The organism is Microbacterium sp. MPR-TSA4, from assembly GCF_058792815.1.
This window is the reverse complement of the sequence record NZ_JBXAFF010000051.1, coordinates 1-17,953: the sequence shown is the minus strand read 5'-3', so window position 1 is coordinate 17,953 and position 17,953 is coordinate 1. Positions and strand designations below refer to the sequence as shown.

Here is a 17,953-nt window from a genome sequence, read left to right as displayed (position 1 = left end):
TGCGCGTCATGGCACCCCTCAGTCATCTCACGGCCCCGGGCCCCGACGAGCGGTTCCTGTCCGTCGGCGCGGAGGCCATGTGGCGCGGCACCGCCGGCGCGTGCGGAGGAGCGGCACCACTGATCGAGCGCTCCGGCGACGAGGGCACCACCTGGCAGAACGTCACGCCCACCGCGAAAGGCATCGCGCAGCTGCAGAGCCTCACCTCCTTCGGCGGCCGCAACGCGACGGCCGTCGCCGATCTGGGCGCCGCGTGCGCCGCGACCACCCTGCGCACCTACACCGACGGCCAGTTCTGGGAGCCCTACCCCGACATCTTCGCCGTCGACACCTACGCCCTCCCCGGCGAGCGCGCGGTCGTCGTCGACGGCGCGAAGATCGCCGCGCCGTGCGCCACCCCGTGGGGTCTGCGTTCGGCGGGCGGGGTGGCCGCGCTCGTGTGCGACGGCACCGCCTATCGGCTCGACGGCCAGGCCTGGACCGCCCTCTCGGGCGGCGCGCGCGCCGTCGCCGTGACCGCCGGCGGCGTCTACGTCGCCCAGACGGATGCCGCCTGCACCACCACGGCCACCACGACCACCGCCACCGCCGGCATCCGCGTCACCGGCCATCCCACCGGCTCGTCGGCGATCGACCTCGGCTGTGTCGAGATGGACGCGGCGGAGGCGGCCGCCCCGATCGCCCTCGACGCGACGGCGACGGGCTCGGGCACCAGCCTCGCCCTCTGGGCCGGAACGCGCATCATCGCCGTCGCGAACTGAGGGCTCCCGGCCGAGCCGGGCTCAGGACGCGAGAAGGTCGGCGACGCGGCGGCGCAGCTCGCGCGGCGCGAACGGCTTCACGACGTAGTCGTCGGCGCCCGCCCCGCGGGCCGCGTCGATGTCGCTCTGCGCCGACTTCGCCGTCAGCATGATGATGCGCGTCTCGTCGAAGGCGTGGTCCTGGCGCAGCGTGCGGCACACCTCGATACCCGTCATCCCCGGCATCATCCAGTCGAGCACGATCAGGTCGGGACGCTGCGCGGATGCCGCCGCGAGGCCGCGCTGGCCGTCGCCCGCGACATCGACCGAATGGCCGGCGATCGTCAGCACGGTGCGCACGAGTTCGGCGACGTCGGCGTCATCGTCGACCACGAGCACATGCGCCATGGGTGTGGCCTCCACCGAGTCTGCCCCTCGTGTACCTAGTTTCCACCCCGATTGCCATTAGCGTACTCGTATGAGAGCCCCCGGGGTGGAATACTCCGTCGCACACCGACCCGCGGCTCTCCGTCGTCGCCCCCCGCAGCGCCGCGCGCAGCAATGGCGCGCGGTCGCGTTCTGGGTGGGCGGCAGCGCGCTCATCTTCGGCCTCTCCTTCCTGGCCGTCGCCTTCGCACTCCCGGGGATGGTCGTGGCATTGTGGTGGCCCGCTGCGGGGGTCTCGGCCGTGCTGGTGCTGCGTGCCCGGGCGGCGCACCGGCCGTCGGCGGTCGCGATCGTGCTCGTGGTCACCACTCTCGGTAACCTCTTCGCCGGTCGGCCGGTGGGAGTCAGCGCCCTGTACGGCGCGGCGAACGCGGTCGAGGTGGCACTGCTGGCCTGGCTGCTCCTGCGCGGCCGGGAGGACGCACGTCTGCGCACCACGAACGACGCCGTGCGCTTCGTCGCCTGGGCGGCCGTGGCGGCGTTGGTGTTCGCGCTCACGATCGCGCTGATCAACGCGGTGCTCGGAAGCGCCGACGCGCTGCCCGCCGCGCTCGCGACGGGCGCGTCGCACTTCTCCGCCGTGCTGCTGATCGTGCCGCTCGCGCTCTTCGATCCGCAACCCCAGTCGCCGCCGGCCGCCAGCGAGCTGGTCGGCCAGTTCATCCTCATGGTCGTCGTGCTCGCGGCGGGACTCGGCCCCCTGACACGGCTTCCCCTCGCGTTCCTCGTCTTCGTTCCGCTCGCGTGGGCGACACTGCGTTTCCCGCCGCTGCTCGCACACCTGCAGGCGCTCGCCATCGCGGTCGTCACGGTCGTGTACAGCAGGGTGAGCGTCGGTGTGTTCGCCACCTCGACCATCGACACGACCGAGCTGTCGATCACGGTGACGATCTTCCTCTCGGCGATCGCGATCTTCGCGGTGTCGACCACCACCGAGCGCAACGAGTCCCTCGTCAACGCGCGCACGGCCGTGGATGCCGCCGAGACGGCCGCCGAAGCGGCGCGGGCGACCGCCGCGACGCTGCAGGTGCGCTACGACCTGGAACGCCAGCGTCAAGACTTCCTCTCCACCACCAGCCACGAGCTGCGCACGCCCGTCACGATCATCGCGGGCTACACCGAGCTCCTCGGCGAGATCGATCTGCCGAGTGAGGCGAGGCCGTGGGTGGACGCGATCCACCGCAACACCGGGCGCCTCGCCGGTATGCTCGACGACCTCCTCTCCTTCAGCCGCACGCAGGCCGAGCGTCCACGGCCCACCGACATCGCCGCCACCGATCTGGTGACCACCGTCGTGAGCCGGCACGTCGAGGTCGCCTCCGCGCGAGATCTCGCCGTCACGGTGGGGGCGATCGGCGATCTCGGCGTCATCGCCGATCGCGACGACGCCATCCGCGCCCTCGGCAACCTGGTCTCCAACGCCGTGAAGTTCACGCCGGACGGCGGTCGCGTCCACATCGAGGCGACCGACGTCGCCGGCGACGTCATGATCACCGTCAGCGACACCGGTCCCGGCATCGGTCCCGACGCGCTGGGCCAGGTCTTCGATCCCTTCTACCGCGGAGAGCAGTCCGAGGTGCGCGCCATGCCCGGCACGGGACTGGGACTGCCGATCGCGCGTATGCTCGCGCGGCGCAACGGGGGCGAGGTCATGCTCGTGTCCCTTCCCGGTCACGGCACGAAGGCCACGCTGCTCCTTCCTCGCGTCGGTGGCGCGGACGACCTGGATGAGAGCGCGGAGGACGCTCAATAGACTGCCGTGTGAGGAACCGATGACCACCCCCCGCGTCGAGAGTCGATGGGCCGACAGCCAGCTGATCGGCACCGTCGTCAGGTCCGTGTGGCAGTGGCAGCTCGTGGTCGCCTTCAGCACGGTCGCGGTCGCCGTGGGCATCGCGCTGCTCGATCCGCACCTCTTCGGCGACATCGCCTTCCTCGCCGGCCTCACCGCCATCGCGGGCGCCACGATCGCCGCGATCGTGATCCCCTGGGCGCGCCACCGCGACGCCGTCGTCGCGCTGCCCCTGTTCGACGCCGCCGCCATCGGGTTGCTCGCGATGTCCGACGAAGCGCTCGGCTACCTCTGGGTCATCCCCATCGCGTGGGTCGCGACCTACTACTCGATGGCGGCCGTCACCGCCGCGCTGGTGGTCGTGCTGGCCCTCCAGCTGTGCCGCTGGGCCGTTCCGGGCAGCGCCGCCGCCTCGCCGCTCGAGATCGTCATCGTCCTGCTCGCGCTGGGCTTCCTCGGCGTCGCGATGAACCAGGGCGCGCGACGAACACGGGCGTTCCGCCTCCTCATCCGCCGCCAGTCCCGGCAGCTCGACCGCTCGGTCGCGCGGATGACCGTCCATGAGGACCGCGCCAACGGACTGTTCGACACGATCAGCACCGCGCTCGCCCGTGTCGACGACCGCGGTCAGCTCGATCTCGCGAACGCCGCGTACCGGCACCTCTACGCCTACGACAACGACGACTACCGGCATCCCCCGCGCGCCGTCGAGTACGACGGCTATCGCGGCACGGCGCTGCCGCGCGAATCGACCTCCATCGCGCGCGCCGGACGCGGCGAGCGCACCGAGAACGAGCTGCTGTGGCTCTACGACGCGAGCGGCAACTGGCGCGCGCTGTCGCTGTCGATCCGGGGTCGCACCGTGATGCAGGAGTCGGCGCCCGACGCGGAGGTCTCGATCATCCAGCTCGACGACGTGACCGCGCACGAGTTCGAGCGTCGACAGCAGCGCGCGGCGACCAGCGCCGTCTCCCACGAGCTGCGCAACCCCCTGACGGTGATCCTCGGGCACGCCGACCTGCTGCTCGACAGCGACGAGCTCACGCCCGCGCAGCGAGAGCACGCCGCGCTCATCGAGGGCGCGGCCGAGCGGATGATCACGCTCACGGCATCCTTGCTCGACACGCACCGCACGACCGATCACGCCGACGGATTCGATCTGCGCGGGCTCTCGATCGCCACGGTCGACGCCTTCGCGCCGGCCGCGGCCTCGGCCGACATCGATCTCACCCGCGACGGCGACGAGCCGCTCCCGGTCGCGGGGGACGGCTTCCGGATGCGTCAGGTGGTCGACAACGTCATCAGCAACGCCATCAAGTACACACCGCGCGCCGGGACGGTCCGTGTGTGGACGACCCGAGAGGGGGACGAAGCCGTGCTGCGCGTCGCGGACTCCGGCATCGGCATCGCGCCGTCCGATCTGGATAGTGTGTTCGTACCGTACTTCCGCGCCCGCAGCGCCACCGCGAGCGGCATCGCCGGCACCGGCCTCGGGATGTCGATCGCGCGCACGATCGTGGAGGAGAACGGTGGCACCATCGCCCTGGACAGCGCGCTGGGATCGGGAACGACCGTCACGGTCCGCCTCCCTCTGACGCACGGACGAGACGACGAGAGCGGGGACCAGGCGTGACCGAGATCGAACCGCTGCTCATCACCCTGTCGACGGTCTGCACGGCCATCATGATCGGCCTGGGCTTCCTGCCGCATCCCTCCCGTGAGTCCGCGATCTGGTCGAGCGCCTTCGTCGCCGCGATGGTCGCGACCTATTTCGATGCGGCGTCCGAGACCCTCGGCGGTGCCTGGCCGCGCGCCCTCGCGGAGGCCCTCAACGTCGCGGCGCTCGGCCTGGTCTGGGTCGGCATCCGGGTGCGCATCGGACGACGCCACGTGCTGCTCGTGCCGACGCTGCTCGTGTCGGCGCTGGTGGGGGTCGCGCTCGCGGTGAGCGCCGACACCGAGGCGCAGCCGCTCGTCCTCGCCGTCGGGCTCGTGCTCGTCGCCGCCGTGTCGGCCGCCATCGCCATCGAGCTGTTCGCGGTGCGCTCCGCACAGCGCGCGGCGACCATCCCGCTCACCATCGCCGCGGGGCTCATCAGCGTCTTCGCCCTCATCTGGTTCGTATCGGGCCTCGTCCGTCATGCGGAGGACAGCATCGGCACGCTCCTCATGGCGCAGCAGTATGCCCCCGCCGTCGCGGTGGTCACGCTGGTCACCGCCCTGGTGTCGCTGCTCCTGCTCGTACGCACGGAGGCGCCCGTCGCCGACGAGGACGCGCCCACCGGGTTCCGCGCCGTCGCCGTCGATCGCCTCGTCCGCGCCGAGCGCTTCGACGACGCGTGGTGGTCGCTGCTCGACGTGCGCCTCGACGATCCCCTCGCACTGCGCGAAGCCTCCAGCGCGCTCGCCTACACCCGCGTGCTCGACCGCTTCGCCGCGGACGTGTCGGCCGTCTTCCCCGCCGAAGCCGACCTCGACCGCGTCGAGCCGAACCGCATGCTCGTGCTCCTGCCGCGGCACGAGGCCGCGGTGCGGCCGATGCTGCGTTCGCTGCTGGAGCGTGTGTCGACGGTGTCGAGCGACCAGTCCATCGATGTGCGACTGTCGGCCAGCATCGGATGGGCGAGCGTCTCGCTCATCGGCTACGACCTCGACGACCTCATCGCCGCCGCCGCGGCCGCGGCCGACGAGGCCCAGCTGTCCGGCGGCGACCGCTGGGAGCGCGCGAGCATCGTCGCCTAGGCCGTCCCCCTTAGGATCAGTGGCGTGAGCCCACTCCCCCGTCCGGCGCGCACCGCGGGCCGCGCCTTCGCCTGGATTCTGGCCGGCGCCCTGGTGCTCGGCCTCTTCGCCGCCGTGTGGATCGGTGTGCGCGGCGCGATGGCCTACCAGCACCTCACCCGCATCCAGACCGGAGCCGACGACAGCACGGCGGCCCTCGCGGACGACCCGGCGGCGGCCGCCCCGACCCTCGCGCGGCTTGCGACGGATGCGGCGGCCGCGCACGAGCTCACGTCCGACCCGATCTGGGCCCTCGCCGCGCACACACCGTGGATCGGCCCGCAACTCGCGGCGTTCGGCACGGTCGCGGCCGCCTCCGACGAGCTGCTCCGCGAGAGCCTCCTGCCGCTCGCCACCGCCGCGCAGGGCATATCGGTCGACGCGCTGCGCCCTGTCGGCGGGCGCATCGACACGAGCGTGCTCACCGGTATCGCCGCACCGGCGCAGGATGCCGCGACGAAAGCGACCTCGGCGGCGGAGGCGGTTCAGGAGATCGATCGCACGCCCCTGGTCGGCGTGGTCGGCACGGCCGTCGACCGCGCCGACGACCTGTTCACGCGGGTCGCGACCGCCGTGGACACCGTGTCGCGCACCGCGCAGCTGCTGCCCGACATGCTCGGCCAGAACGGTCCCCGCAACTATCTCGTGCTCGTGCAGAACAACGCCGAGTGGCGCTCACTGGGCGGGATCGCCGGCGCGGCCATCGTGGTGCACACCGAAGGCGGCGCACTGTCCCTGTCGGGCACGCTTTCCTCGCGCGACTTCCCCCGCGGCTACGACGAGCCGGTCGCTCCGCTCTCGGAGGAGGTGGTCGGCATCTTCGACACCAAGCCCGCCCGCTACTTCCAGAACCTCACCCAGATCCCCGACTTCTCGGTGGACGGCCCGATCGCGCGCGCGATGTACCGGCTGAAGACCGGCAGCGACGTCGACGGCGTGCTCGCGGTCGACCCGGTCGTGCTGTCGTACCTGTTGAAGACCACCGGCCCCGTCTCGCTGCCCACCGGCGACACCCTGACCGCCGAGAACGCGGTCCCTCTGCTCCTGAACGAGGTGTACCTGCGCTACACGAACCCGGCTGAACAAGACGCCTTCTTCGCCGGCGCCGCCGGAGCGGTCTTCCAGGCTCTCGCGGACGGGCGCGGCTCGGCATCCGGGCTCATCGAAGCCCTCACGCGCGCGGGTGAGGAACACCGCCTCCTCGCCTGGAGCGCCGATGCCGACGAGCAGAAGCTCATCGACGGCACCGTCGTCGCGGGTCAACTTCCCGTCACCGACGCCCGCACCGCGCGTTTCGGCGTCTACCTGAACGACGGCACCGGCTCCAAGATGAGCTACTACACCGAGCCCGACGTCTCGCTCGCCTGGGCTTCCTGCCTCCCCGCCGGAACGGTGGCGTCGAGGCAGCTCACGCTCCAACTGACGCTCACCAGTCGCGCACCGGCGGATGCCGCCACCTCCCTTCCGTCCTACGTCACGGGCGGCGGCAACTTCGGCACGCCCGCGGGAACGACGGAGGTCGTCGGCAACCTCTACCTGCCCGAGGGGTTCGAGCTGGTCTCCGCCGAAGCGACCAACGGTGCCGGGTTCGCCGGCGGCATGCACGAGGGGCGGCGCGTTCTGACGTTCGACATCGATCTCGATCCCGGAGCATCGACAGGGCTGACCGTCATCGTCCGCGCGACGACGCCCGTCGCCGATGCCCAGGCGCTCGTGACCCCGACGGCAGATGCCGGTCGCAGCCCCGTCGTCGTGGCGACGTGCGGGGTCGGTTAGACTCCCTGCAACCGCGACAACCGCCGAGCTCCACCGAGGCCGCACCGCAGATCGCAGGGAGAAGCTCCATGACCCGCTCGCACCGCTCCATCGACCGGCTCCGCGTCGCACGCGTCGCGGGGGCGAGCCTGCTGGGCGCCGCGCTGGCGCTGTCCCCGGTCGCCGCCCAGGCGTCGACGATCTACCCGCCGGTCGACTCCTGCACGAGCTCCCCGGCGAGCGTGCCCGCGGGCGGCACGCTGTCGTTCGTCTGCGCGTCCGGCACCTTCGCCGCGAACGAGCCCGTGACGATCACCGTCACCGGCGAGAACGGTCGCGACGTCGCGTTCGGCATCGTGCGCTTCGCGATCAGCACGGGCAGCGTCACGCGCACCTCCGACGCCACCGGCGCCCTGCCCGCCGTGGGCATCACCCTCCCTCAGAACGCGAGCGGGGTCTACAACATCGCGGCGATCTCCCGCAGTTCCGCGGGCGGCACGGCGAGCACCTCCATCACGGGGGCGGACGGGCTGCCGAGCACCGGCGGCGACAGCGGCCAGCTGGTCGGCGTCTGGGTGGGCGGCGGCGCGCTCGTCCTCGCGGGCGCCACCGTGCTGATCGCCCTCGCCGCGCGGCGGCGACGCGACCGCGACGATCGCTGACGGACCAGCACCCGCTACAGTTCAGGAGTGTCCTCCTCCCCCCGCAGGCGCATCTCCCGCCGCGCGATCGTCATCACCGCGATCTCAGCGGGAGCCGTCCTCGTGCTCGGCGCGATCGCCGTCGTCGGGGTCTTCATCACCCAGGGGGTGCACGCCGTGCTCGCACAGCCGCCCGCCGTCGGCACGACCGTCATCGCGCCCGAGCAGTCGAAGGCGCGCGTCGCGCTGGACCACATCGACATGGCGGCCGACGCCACCGCCGCCACGCAGTATCTCGCCGCCCAACCGACGGCCTACTGGCTCACGCCCGAGCAGGATCCGATCGGCACGGTCGGCGGCACGGTGCTCAGCCTCATCGCGCAGGGCCGCGACCAGGGCCGTGCGACCGCGATGGTCGTCTACGGGCTGCCCGACCGTGACTGCGGCAACCACTCCGCCGGCGGCCTGTCGCCCGACGATTACCCGCGCTGGGTGCGCGAGATCGGCAAGGCGCTGAAGACGGCGCCCGACGAACAGAAGATCGTGGTGCTCGAGCCCGACAGCATCGCTCTGACCAGTGAGTGCGGCGACATCCCGACGCGGGCGAAGTACCTCTCCGACGCCGTCGACGCACTGAGCTCGACCGGCACCTGGATCTACATCGACGGCGGCCACAGCGCCTGGCACAGCGCCGACGAGATGGCCGATCTCATCGGCCAGATGGGCATCATCGACCGGGTGCGCGGCGTCGCGACCAACGTGTCGAACTATCAGTCGACCTACGACGAGTTCGCCTACGCCCACGCCCTGTCCGCACGGCTCGGCGGCACGCATGCGGTGATCGACACCTCCCGCAACGGCCTCGCGACCGCGGGGGCCACCTGGTGCAACCCTTCCGGGCAGCGGGTCGGCGACCCCGGCGGCACCTTCGGCGACGACGTCGTCGACACCAACCTGTGGATCAAGCCCCCGGGCGAGAGCGACGGCACCTGCAACGGCGGCCCGGACGCCGGGCGGTGGTGGCCGCAGGCAGCGGAGGAGCTCACGCGCGACGTCCGCTGAGCGGGCCGCGGTCCCGCGGCGCTCCGCCGTGGCTAGACTGTGGCTCACCACCCTGCTCCACACCCCCCTAATGGAGAACCTCGGGCCCATGACCGATCCCTCGTTGCCGATGAAGACCGCCGTGATCATCGAAGATGATCCCGACATCCGCCACCTCATCGTCGAGGTGCTGGAAGCGGCGGGCTTCTCGACCGTCTCGGTCGGCAACGGCATCGACGGCGTGCGCGCCGTGCTCTCCTACCAGCCGCTCGTCACGACGCTGGACGTCAACATGCCCGGCATCGACGGATTCGAGGCGGCGCGACGCATCCGGGCGCAGAGCGACACCTTCATCATCATGATCACGGGCTTGGAAGAGGAAGCCGACGTCGTCGTGGGGCTCGGGTCGGGGGCCGACGACTACATCGTCAAGCCCTTCCGCCCGCGCGAGCTGCGCGCCCGCATCGACTCCCTGCTGCGCCGACCGCGTGCGACGATGACGAACGCCCCGCAGCAGGCGGCGCCGCGCCAGGAGGTCGCGGGCCCCTCCTTCCCCGGCGCGCGTCCCGGTCAGCGCGTGCCCGACTACGGGATGCCGTCGGCTCCCGCCGCCGGCTACGGCTATCCCGGCCAGGCGGCGCCCGCGGGATGGCCCGGGGTCGCGTCGCCGACCGGCGCTCCCGACGCCCAGCCGGGGCCATGGCCCACCGTCGAGCCGGTCGCCGACCCGCCCTACAGCTTCGACGAGGTCCGCCACACGGGGGCTCCCGCGGCGGCGGGCCAGCCCGCGGCATCCGCGCCGGCGGCGCCGCCCGCGCCGGCGCAGCCGATCGTCGTCCCCTCCACCGTGGGGCCGCAGGTGCCCGGCACCGAGCTGGCCGCGCCGGGCGGCCCCGGCGCGGTCGTCGCGTTCACGGGACCCGGCTGGGTCGCGCACCGCGATCTCGCCGTCAACCCGGAACAGCGCGTCGCGGCGATCAACGGTCAGGAGCTCGTCCTGACGCGGACGGAGTTCGACCTGCTGGCGACGCTGATGGAGTCCAAGCGTCGGGTGCGCAGCAAGGCGGACCTCACTCTCGTGCTGCGCGGCGAGTCGTACGTGACGAGCTACTTCGTCGGCGAAGCCGACAAGCGCGCCATCGAAGCCCACATGACGAACCTCCGCCGCAAGCTCGGCGACAACCCGGCGAACCCGCGTTACATCGAGACCGTCCGCGGCGTCGGCTACCGGCTCACCTCGGAGCACGCCGCCTGATCCGGCCCGGCGCGGCGCCGGTCGTCAGACCTTGAAGCCCTGGTGCCGGCGGAACAGCTTGAACGACATGAGCACGGTCTGGATGACCGTGACGACACCGACGATCGGCCAGCCCACCCACAGGATGGCGGACTGCGCCACCGGGTCGAGCATGTTCCAGATGACCGCGACGGCGATCGCGACGATCGCGAGCATGATGAACGGCACCCAGTGCCCGATGCTGCCGCCGCCGCGCTCCGCACGCGCCTGCATCGCCCAGTTGTCGACCTTCTTGCGCGAGAGGAACCGCGTCCACGAGCGCAGGAAGTGGCTGATGCGGATCCACATGAACACCTCGGCCGGGACGATGAGCCCGGCGAACATGAGGTCTCGCGAATCGCATGCCTCCATCGTGCGCGCGACGCGCAGGTTCAGCATGGTCGCGATCACGGGCGGGATGAGCCACCACGGCGAGAAGACGAAGGCGTTGATCGACAGCGAGGCGATCAGCAGGGTCAGGAAGGCGACGCGCACGAACAGGTTGGTGAGCATCGAGAAGTTCTCGAACCACCGCAGGCGCAGGTTCGGGTGGAACGGCTGCCCCTTCGTGTCGCCGCGCTGACCGGGCCACATGAGCTCGATCGCGCCGTACGTCCACTTCACCTGCTGGGCGTCGTAGCCCTTCAGCGTCGTCATGCCGCCGACATCCGCGCGGGCGAACGGGCTGATCTTGGTGAGGTAGCCGGCGCTCTTGATCTGCAGCGACAGGAGCGAGTCCTCGACCTCGCTGTCCTTGACCCAGGGCGAGTTCTGGTGGTTCGCCTTCATCACGTCGCGCAGCGCCGTCGTCGAGAAGATCGAGAACTGCCCGCCCAGCACGGCCATGTTGCGCCCGCGCAGGAGGTTCTGGAGGTTGAAGGCGGCGAACTGCGTGCGCTGGCCGGCGATCAGGAACTTGGCGACCAGCCCCTGGATGGGCTTGTCGTCGATCGAGTAGATCGCCGAGATGCCGCCGATGCGCGAGTCCGAGACCGCCTCGCTCTCGAGGAACTCGACCGCGCGACGATCCGCGATCGTGTCGCCGTCGACACCGAGGAGGTAGTCGTAGCCCTCGACGAGCGCATAGCCGTAGTTGAGCGCCCCGACCTTCTTGTCGGGGTTCTTGCCGATGTCGTGCACGAACACCTCGGTGAACTGCTCCCCGAGTTCGGTCGAGATCTCGTGCGGTCCGCTGAACTCCGACGCGATCTTGACGGTGGCGTCGGAGGTGTTGTTGACGACGACGTGGATGACGTCGGGAACGCGACTCTGTCCGAGGAGGGAACGGATCACGTCCGCGATCGACTCCTCCTCGTTGTACGCGGGCACGACGCACCCGATCGTCGAGCGGTGGACCGTCGTGTGCTCGAGGACCGAGGCGAAGTCGTCGAGGTCGGGGATCGCGAGATCGGCCGGATGCGCCGACGCGTCCGGCGCCGGGAACGCGAACGGGTTCGCCGGGGGCGCCGGCGGCGTGGCGAACGGCGCAGCGGTGAACTGCGGTTCGGCTGCCTGCCGTCCGGTGTCAAAGGGCGTGCTCACGATAGATACCTCGTGTCTGCTGTGCTGAACAGACTATTGAGTGGAAGCGGTCGGAGAGAAGATGGCGACCGGCAGAACCTGATAGACGGTCTGCTGCGCGAAGCTCGAGTCGGTGTTGGCGGTGCCTTCCACCCACACCTGGAGCGCGAACTGCAGCGTGATCCCGTAGGTGTCCGCGGGAAGCTGATGGATCGTGGTGGTGGGCACGAGCAGCCCACCCTGGTAGCTGTTGAGCAGCAGACCGCGGTCGGAGCGCAGCGTGTCGGTCGGCACGAGCGTGCGCGGGTCGGCCGAGAACTGGAACGGCGACATCATCTGCTGCTGTCCGACCGTGGACTGCGACACCTGCGAGGTGACGCTGATCATCGACAGGTAGACCCGGCGCTTCTGCGTGAGGACGGCCTTCTCGTCGACGCGGTGGTCGTACACGTTGACGGCGAACCCGAAGGTCTTGTCGTTGTCGGGCGCCCACTCCTGCGTGCGCTTGGGGTCGGCCGCCCACACGTCGAGGCGCACCTCGAGGCCGTCGGCGACGTCGGTGGACAGCGACACCGACCCGTCGTAGGTGAAGGCGGAGTCGAACGGCATCGAGACCGCGGCCGACGCCGACGGGCGCGGTTCGGGCGTGGCGACGACGTTCTGCTGGAGACCGTTGAAGGCGCTCGCGATCTGAGTGCAACCGGTCAGCGAGGTCAGCACGACGAGTCCGGCCGCGACGGTGCCGACGGCGCGGAGCCGGGCGGGGCGGAGGGGGGCGGGAGGCATGATCGACACGTTATCTTCTGGGCGCTCCCCCGCCCGCGGAACTGGGGAAACCTCGACGCGGTCTTTACCCGATCTTGAGGAAGGGGCGGTCAGCCGCCGGTCTGGGCCGCGATGGCGATCGTGAGCGTGTCGCTGGCGGTCTGCTTCGCGAACTCCGTCGACGTGGGCGTGGTCTGCACGAGGAAGTCGTAGTCGAACTGGATCGTCACGTAGGTCGCCTCGGCGGGGACAGCGCCGACGTTGAAGGTGTTCGAGTAGCTGTAGGGCGAGAGCACGAGATAGCCGGGCGACACGGTCGACTGGTCGACCTGCGCGTCCAGCGGCGCGAAGGTCTCCGTCGCGTTCGCGGGGATCGCCGTCATCGACGCGCGCTGGAGGTAGACCTTCTGCCCGTCGTTCGGGGTGATCGTCGTGACCATCGAGAGGCTGATCGGCTTGACAGCCGTGGCGGTCCAGCGGTCCATGCGCAGCGTCGACCAGTAGTTCACGGTGGCCGAGACCGCCCCCGCGGTCAGGGTGCGCTGCGTCGAACCTCCGGACAGGTCGTTCGAGACGGGCGGCGCGACGGGCGCGGCCGAGGTCGCCGGCGGGGCGGCGGGTGTGGTTCCCGTGGCCCACGGCGCGGGTCCGCAGCCCGACAGCGGCAGCGCGACCGCGACGATCCCGATGGCGGCGAGGCGGAGCATGCGATGACGCGCCGACACTGCTGTGCGGGCGGCGCCCCTCCCGGCTCGTCCCATCCGTCAGGTCCCCTTCACGTCGCGAAACATTTACATATCGGAAACCGCGAGAGTTTGCAATCCGACAGACCCCTAGGCAATACTCGGGAGAGCATCAGCTACACCATACCGCTTCATTCTCATCCCCCCCATCTGCAACAAGACCGGATATACGGAACGAGCGGATCATCAGGTACCCCCAGACCGGATTCGAAAGCAGGCTCTCATGAAGCATCGATTCACCAAGGCGGTGGCCTCGGCCGCCGTCGCCGCAGCGCTCGTCTTCGCGGCGCCCGCCATGGCTCAGGCCTACACGCCGGGCGGCACCGTCGACGTCGTCTCGGACGCGCCCTTCACGGTGTCGGGAGACACCTACACGTTCTCGGGATTCGAGGCGGGCGCCACCGTCACGTTCACCCTGACCGGCGAGAACGCGGCCGCGGGCTCCCTCGCGATCGCCAAGTTCGCCGTGTCGTCGACCTCCACGACGAAGACGGCCAGCTCGTCGGGCGTCGCGGCGGTCACCGTCACGCTCCCCGCCGAGGCCAGCGGCAGCTACACCCTGTCGGCCACCGGTGCTCTGACGCCCGCGAGCGCGGGTGGGAGCGGCACGCTGCCGTCCACCGGTGGCGACAGCGAGTCGCTGCTCGGCATCTGGGTCGGTGGCGGGGCACTCGTCCTCGCCGGCGCGACGATCGCCGTGGCCGCCACGGTCCGCCGCGGCCGCCAGGAGACCAGCGCCTGACACGCACCACGCAACGAGAGAGCCTCCCCGGTCACGGCCGGGGAGGCTCTCTCGTTGTCGGGACGCCCGTGTCGCGGCATCCGCAGCGCGCTCAGCGCACGACGGCGGTGACGCTCGTGAGCCGCGACAGCACCTCCTGGCTGATCGAGCCGAGCAGGAAGCGCGCGAGCGCACCGCGCCCGTGCGTGCCCACGACGGCGAGGCGCGCGGTCATCGCGCGCGATCCGATGACCCGCGAGGGATACCCCCGCTCGACCACCCGCTCCACGACGAGGTCGGGGAAGTCGACGGCGAGACCGGCGAGGGCGACCGCCTGCATCTCCTCCGTCGCGGCCTGCATGTTGGCGAGGTACATCTCGGGGTACACCGCGAGTCCGTTGCGCGGGGCCTCCAGCGGCGTCCACACGCTCACCGCCGTCAGCGACTCGCCCAGCCGATCGGCCTCGCGGGCCGCGAAGCGCAGCGCGTGCTCCGAGACGGGCGAGCCGTCGATGCCGACCACGACGCCCGAGCGCCCCACCAGCTCCACGTCGGGGACGACGACGACCGGGCACGCGGCACCGGCGGCGATGCGGATGCCGTGGGCTCCCCGCGCCGGACCCGCGCCCGGCCCGCGGTAATCGCTGCCGATCACGAGAAGCGCCGCCTCCGCGCTGGCGTCGATCAGCCGCGAGACGGGGTCGCCGGCTTCCGCGCGGCAGACCACCGGGATCCCGGCATCCCGCACCGGCTCGGCGAGGCGCTCCAGCAACGTCTCCGTCGCCGCGACGGCCTGCTCGAGCACCGCCGCTTCACCGACGGTGCCGAGCACGCCGCCGACCACCGAGAGGAGCTCGATCCGCTGACTTCCCGGAGGCGCCGCCTGCGCCCGCTGCACTGCCCAGCGCACCGCGCGAACGGCGACGGGCGCACCCGTCACGGCTACAACGATCGAGTCGACCATGATCTCATCCCTCCGTCGGGATCGGCGTAGCAGAACCCTACGCCGGACGGCACGAGACCCGCGCGGGCGCGCGCCGTGACTAACCCTCAGGACGACGCGGTCGGCAACGCGGTCGGCTCGGCCGTGATGAGGATCGGCAGGTGGTCGCTGCGCCCCTGCGGCAGCGTCGTGATCGTGTCGATGTGGAAGCCGACGCTCGTCGCGAAGTCGTAGTGTCCGCGGAAGAACTTGTACCGCGTGTAGGTGCGCGCATCGCTCAGGGTCAGCTCGTATCCCGACTCGCGGACGTGCTGGCCCAGGTTCTCCTTGAACACGGGGTAGTTGTAGTCGCCGACCATGAGGATCGGCAGGTCGGGCCCCAGGCTCGTGAGCTCCTCGAGCGCCGCCTGGATCTGCTTGCGCCGCAGCGAGTTCAGCGCGGTCAGGGGTGCGGCGTGGAAGCTCGCGACGATCAGCTCGCGACCGAGATCGATATCGTGCAGGCGCACCGCCAGCATCCGCTCCTCCGCAGGCTTGAGCACGCGGTCGTGGAGCGACTTCTTCAGCGCGAGCGAGCGCACCTCCCGGGCGGCGAAGCTGTTGCGGCGGTAGTAGAGGGCCAGCCCCAGACGGTTGCGCGCCGTCGCCTCGGCGAGGTGGAGATCGCCGATCTCCACCGGAAGGTCGCCCGAGACCGCCTCCTGCAGGCACAGGATGTCGGCGCCCGTCGTCTCCACGAGCGCGTCGAGCTCGCCGATCGCCTTGTGCTTGTTGAGGTTGTACGAGATGACCTTCATCCCCCGCCTTCCGTCGCCATCAGCCTAGGCGCGCCTCTTAAGAATCCGCTCCGTCTTGACAACGCGCGCAGGCCGTCAGTCGGCGTCGAGGCGGCGGTGGGCGCGCGTCTGCTCGGCACGGGCCGCGAGCTGATCGTCGGCGGGGTAGCCCACCTCCGTCAGAGTGAGGCCGCGGGCCGCCAGCACCTTCACCTCGCTCGTGCGCACGCCCTCGTCGCGGATCGCGGCGACGTCGGCGACCTCCAGGCGTCCCTCGCCGACGGCGGCGCACGCGCCGACGAGAGCGCGCACCATGCTGTGGCAGAAGGCGTCGGCCCGCACCCGCGCGATCAGGATGCCGCGGTCATCGCGGTGCCATCCGAAGTCGAGGAGCGTGCGGATCGTCGTGGCGCCCTCGCGCCACTTGCAGTAGGCCGCGAAGTCGTGGAGGCCGATGAGGGAGCGGGCCGCGGCATCCATGGCCGCCACGTCGAGAGCGGCCTTGACGGTCGTCGTCCGCACCCTCTCCAGGGGGTCGTATCCGGATTCCCGGTCGGCGATGCGGTACTCGTAGCGACGCCACACGGCGGAGAAGCGCGCGTCGAAGCCGTCGGCGGCGCGCGCGGTGCGCCGCAGCGCGACGTCGGGGTACGGGCCCAGCACGCCGTTCACGCGGGCGGCGAGCGCCTCGGCCGTCGCCGCCCGGCTCTTCGCGAGACGCTCCTGCTGGGCCGGCGTGAGGTCCAGATGCGCCACCTGTCCGGAGGCGTGGACGCCGGCATCCGTCCGCCCCGCGACGACCAGTTGGGGGTCGCCGCCGAGCACGCGCGCGATCGCGGCCTCGAGGGTACCCTGCACGGTGCGCAGGCCCGGTTGACGCGCCCAGCCGCGGAAGGCCGTGCCGTCATAGGCGAGGTCGAGGCGCAGCCGTACGGGGGCCGTGTCGTCGTCGGTCACCGATCGATCCGCTCAGCCGAGAACCGCGTCGACCTCGGCGCGGACGGGCGGATTGGCTCCGGCACGCGAGACCGTGATGCCGGCGGTGACGGCGGCGCGGCGCAGCGCCGCCCGGAACACGGCGGCGTCCTCGAACAGGGCGGGGTCGTCGAGGGCGCTCGAGACGAGGCTCGCCATGTAGGCGTCCCCCGCGCCGATCGTGTCGGCGACCGTGACCGGGAGCGCGTCGACCGCGGCGACGCCGCCGAGCCCGAGTCCGATGGCGCCGGATCCCCCGCGGGTCATGACGACGATGCGCGGGCCGTGCGCGGCGATCTGGTGCAGGACGGCCTCGGCGTCCAGGCCCGGGTAGAGCCATTCGGCGTCTTCGTCGCTGAGCTTGACGAGGTCCGCGGATGCCGCGGCCTGCGCGAACCGCGCGCGTGCCACCTCGTGACCGCCCACGAGGGCGGGACGGATGTTCGGGTCGAGCGTCACGAGCGCCGTCCCGTTGTCGGCGGCGCGGCGCAGCACCTCCAGCACGGCGCTTCCCCCGGGCTCCAGGAACAGCGCGATCGAGCCCGTGTGCACGATGCGGACGTCGTCGGCGGCGAGCGCCGGCACGGCCCAGTCGATGGCGAACTCGTACTCCGCGGAACCGTCGGCGCGCAACCGGGCGCGCGCCGTGGAGGTCGCGGCATCCGTCCACGACGCCTCGTCGACGACCGCTCCCGATGCGGTGATCTGGGCGGCGATCCGCTCGCCGCGCGCATCCCGTCCGAGACGGGTGAGCAGGCGCACGCGGTGCCCCTGACGGGCCACGCCCACCGCGACGTTGGCGGGGCTGCCGCCCACCAGCTCACGGTCGCCGTCCGTCGTCTCCACGATGTCGATCAGGGCTTCGCCGATCACCAGCACATCCGCTTCCATGCCCCCAGTCTGGCAGGACGTCCGCGACCCGCGCGTCACCGGACGGCCGTGCCTCCGCGACGCGTGCCTGGCGTGTCGCCGCGCGCCGGAACGTACACTGGAGAACCTGCGCGAGCCCGCCCCGTCCGGCCCCGCCGCGCCCGCGCTC

Annotated in this window: 17 protein-coding genes; 9 read left to right on the top strand and 8 right to left on the bottom strand. The window is 71.4% G+C overall.

All coding sequences use genetic code 11. The features are described 5' to 3' along the window. Positions 1 to 761: hypothetical protein (locus tag AC1Q49_RS14395; protein ID WP_492492981.1), on the top strand; the 761-nt coding region annotated here is incomplete at its 5' end. 21 nt (positions 762 to 782) lie between these two features. On the opposite strand, the gene AC1Q49_RS14390 is transcribed toward AC1Q49_RS14395, so the two are convergent. After that, entirely contained in the window at positions 783 to 1,148 is a 366-nt protein-coding gene (locus AC1Q49_RS14390; RefSeq protein ID WP_060960282.1) for a response regulator transcription factor, read from the bottom strand. Between the two features lie 70 nt (positions 1,149 to 1,218). Here AC1Q49_RS14390 and AC1Q49_RS14385 point away from each other — a divergent pair, with 70 nt between their 5' ends. The 7 genes from AC1Q49_RS14385 to AC1Q49_RS14355 all read left to right on the top strand — a co-directional run bounded on the left by AC1Q49_RS14385 (position 1,219) and on the right by AC1Q49_RS14355 (position 10,452). Then, a complete protein-coding gene (locus AC1Q49_RS14385; RefSeq protein ID WP_492492979.1) occupies positions 1,219 to 2,940 on the top strand; it encodes a sensor histidine kinase in 1,722 nt (573 codons plus the stop codon). A gap of 19 nt (positions 2,941 to 2,959) precedes the next feature. Next, entirely contained in the window at positions 2,960 to 4,612 is a 1,653-nt protein-coding gene (locus AC1Q49_RS14380) for a sensor histidine kinase (protein WP_060960280.1), read from the top strand. After that, a complete protein-coding gene (locus tag AC1Q49_RS14375; protein ID WP_492492976.1) occupies positions 4,609 to 5,721 on the top strand; it encodes a hypothetical protein in 1,113 nt (370 codons plus the stop codon). The genes AC1Q49_RS14380 and AC1Q49_RS14375 overlap by 4 nt, the downstream gene beginning before the upstream one ends. 24 nt (positions 5,722 to 5,745) lie before the next feature. Then, a complete protein-coding gene (locus tag AC1Q49_RS14370) occupies positions 5,746 to 7,536 on the top strand; it encodes a DUF4012 domain-containing protein (RefSeq protein ID WP_492492974.1) in 1,791 nt (596 codons plus the stop codon). A gap of 68 nt (positions 7,537 to 7,604) precedes the next feature. Beyond that, entirely contained in the window at positions 7,605 to 8,177 is a 573-nt protein-coding gene (locus AC1Q49_RS14365) for a cell wall protein (RefSeq protein WP_191009066.1), read from the top strand. 27 nt (positions 8,178 to 8,204) lie between these two features. Beyond that, the gene (locus AC1Q49_RS14360) at positions 8,205 to 9,218 is read left to right on the top strand and encodes a glycoside hydrolase family 6 protein (protein WP_061781878.1); all 1,014 of its coding nucleotides are present in this window, start codon (positions 8,205 to 8,207) and stop codon (positions 9,216 to 9,218) included. A gap of 88 nt (positions 9,219 to 9,306) precedes the next feature. Beyond that, positions 9,307 to 10,452, top strand: a complete 1,146-nt coding sequence (locus tag AC1Q49_RS14355) for a response regulator transcription factor (RefSeq protein WP_082808025.1) — start codon at positions 9,307 to 9,309, stop codon at positions 10,450 to 10,452. Positions 10,453 to 10,476: 24 nt separating this feature from the next. On the opposite strand, the gene AC1Q49_RS14350 is transcribed toward AC1Q49_RS14355, so the two are convergent. From AC1Q49_RS14350 to AC1Q49_RS14340, 3 genes are all read right to left on the bottom strand, one after another. Continuing rightward, complete coding sequence (locus tag AC1Q49_RS14350; RefSeq protein ID WP_060960276.1) at positions 10,477 to 12,012, bottom strand: glycosyltransferase family 2 protein; 1,536 nt, start codon at positions 12,010 to 12,012, stop codon at positions 10,477 to 10,479. 33 nt (positions 12,013 to 12,045) lie between these two features. After that, positions 12,046 to 12,777 (bottom strand): fructose 1,6-bisphosphatase, encoded by a 732-nt coding sequence (locus AC1Q49_RS14345; protein WP_492492970.1) that lies wholly within the window; start codon positions 12,775 to 12,777, stop codon positions 12,046 to 12,048. A gap of 89 nt (positions 12,778 to 12,866) precedes the next feature. Beyond that, positions 12,867 to 13,463, bottom strand: a complete 597-nt coding sequence (locus AC1Q49_RS14340; protein WP_255266060.1) for a hypothetical protein — start codon at positions 13,461 to 13,463, stop codon at positions 12,867 to 12,869. Positions 13,464 to 13,722: 259 nt separating this feature from the next. Between AC1Q49_RS14340 and AC1Q49_RS14335 the strand changes: the two genes are divergently transcribed. After that, positions 13,723 to 14,241, top strand: a complete 519-nt coding sequence (locus AC1Q49_RS14335) for an LPXTG cell wall anchor domain-containing protein (RefSeq protein ID WP_060960274.1) — start codon at positions 13,723 to 13,725, stop codon at positions 14,239 to 14,241. Between the two features lie 91 nt (positions 14,242 to 14,332). Here AC1Q49_RS14335 and AC1Q49_RS14330 read toward each other — a convergent pair whose 3' ends face one another. The 4 genes from AC1Q49_RS14330 to AC1Q49_RS14315 form a co-directional block, all read right to left on the bottom strand. Further along, positions 14,333 to 15,184, bottom strand: coding sequence for a universal stress protein (locus AC1Q49_RS14330; protein ID WP_061781880.1), 852 nt, complete (start codon positions 15,182 to 15,184; stop codon positions 14,333 to 14,335). Between the two features lie 86 nt (positions 15,185 to 15,270). Then, entirely contained in the window at positions 15,271 to 15,960 is a 690-nt protein-coding gene (locus AC1Q49_RS14325; protein WP_191009070.1) for an endonuclease/exonuclease/phosphatase family protein, read from the bottom strand. Between the two features lie 75 nt (positions 15,961 to 16,035). Continuing rightward, entirely contained in the window at positions 16,036 to 16,896 is an 861-nt protein-coding gene (gene truA / locus AC1Q49_RS14320; RefSeq protein ID WP_492492967.1) for a tRNA pseudouridine(38-40) synthase TruA, read from the bottom strand. A gap of 12 nt (positions 16,897 to 16,908) precedes the next feature. Then, positions 16,909 to 17,805 carry a carbohydrate kinase family protein gene (locus AC1Q49_RS14315; protein ID WP_492492965.1) on the bottom strand — a complete coding sequence of 299 codons (897 nt, stop codon included), beginning with the start codon at positions 17,803 to 17,805 and terminating at the stop codon, positions 16,909 to 16,911. Positions 17,806 to 17,953 lie beyond the last annotated feature (148 nt).

What these genes read in the sequence shown, in the direction of transcription:
- AC1Q49_RS14390 (WP_060960282.1), bottom strand. Translation starts at nt 1,148, where the DNA reads ATGGCGCATGTGCTCGTGGTCGACGATGACGCCGACGTCGCCGAACTC.
- AC1Q49_RS14385 (WP_492492979.1), top strand. Translation starts at nt 1,219, where the DNA reads ATGAGAGCCCCCGGGGTGGAATACTCCGTCGCACACCGACCCGCGGCT.
- AC1Q49_RS14380 (WP_060960280.1), top strand. Translation starts at nt 2,960, where the DNA reads ATGACCACCCCCCGCGTCGAGAGTCGATGGGCCGACAGCCAGCTGATC.
- AC1Q49_RS14365 (WP_191009066.1), top strand. Translation starts at nt 7,605, where the DNA reads ATGACCCGCTCGCACCGCTCCATCGACCGGCTCCGCGTCGCACGCGTC.
- AC1Q49_RS14355 (WP_082808025.1), top strand. Translation starts at nt 9,307, where the DNA reads ATGACCGATCCCTCGTTGCCGATGAAGACCGCCGTGATCATCGAAGAT.
- AC1Q49_RS14345 (WP_492492970.1), bottom strand. Translation starts at nt 12,777, where the DNA reads ATGCCTCCCGCCCCCCTCCGCCCCGCCCGGCTCCGCGCCGTCGGCACC.
- AC1Q49_RS14340 (WP_255266060.1), bottom strand. Translation starts at nt 13,463, where the DNA reads ATGCTCCGCCTCGCCGCCATCGGGATCGTCGCGGTCGCGCTGCCGCTG.
- AC1Q49_RS14335 (WP_060960274.1), top strand. Translation starts at nt 13,723, where the DNA reads ATGAAGCATCGATTCACCAAGGCGGTGGCCTCGGCCGCCGTCGCCGCA.
- AC1Q49_RS14330 (WP_061781880.1), bottom strand. Translation starts at nt 15,184, where the DNA reads ATGGTCGACTCGATCGTTGTAGCCGTGACGGGTGCGCCCGTCGCCGTT.
- AC1Q49_RS14325 (WP_191009070.1), bottom strand. Translation starts at nt 15,960, where the DNA reads ATGAAGGTCATCTCGTACAACCTCAACAAGCACAAGGCGATCGGCGAG.
- AC1Q49_RS14315 (WP_492492965.1), bottom strand. Translation starts at nt 17,805, where the DNA reads ATGGAAGCGGATGTGCTGGTGATCGGCGAAGCCCTGATCGACATCGTG.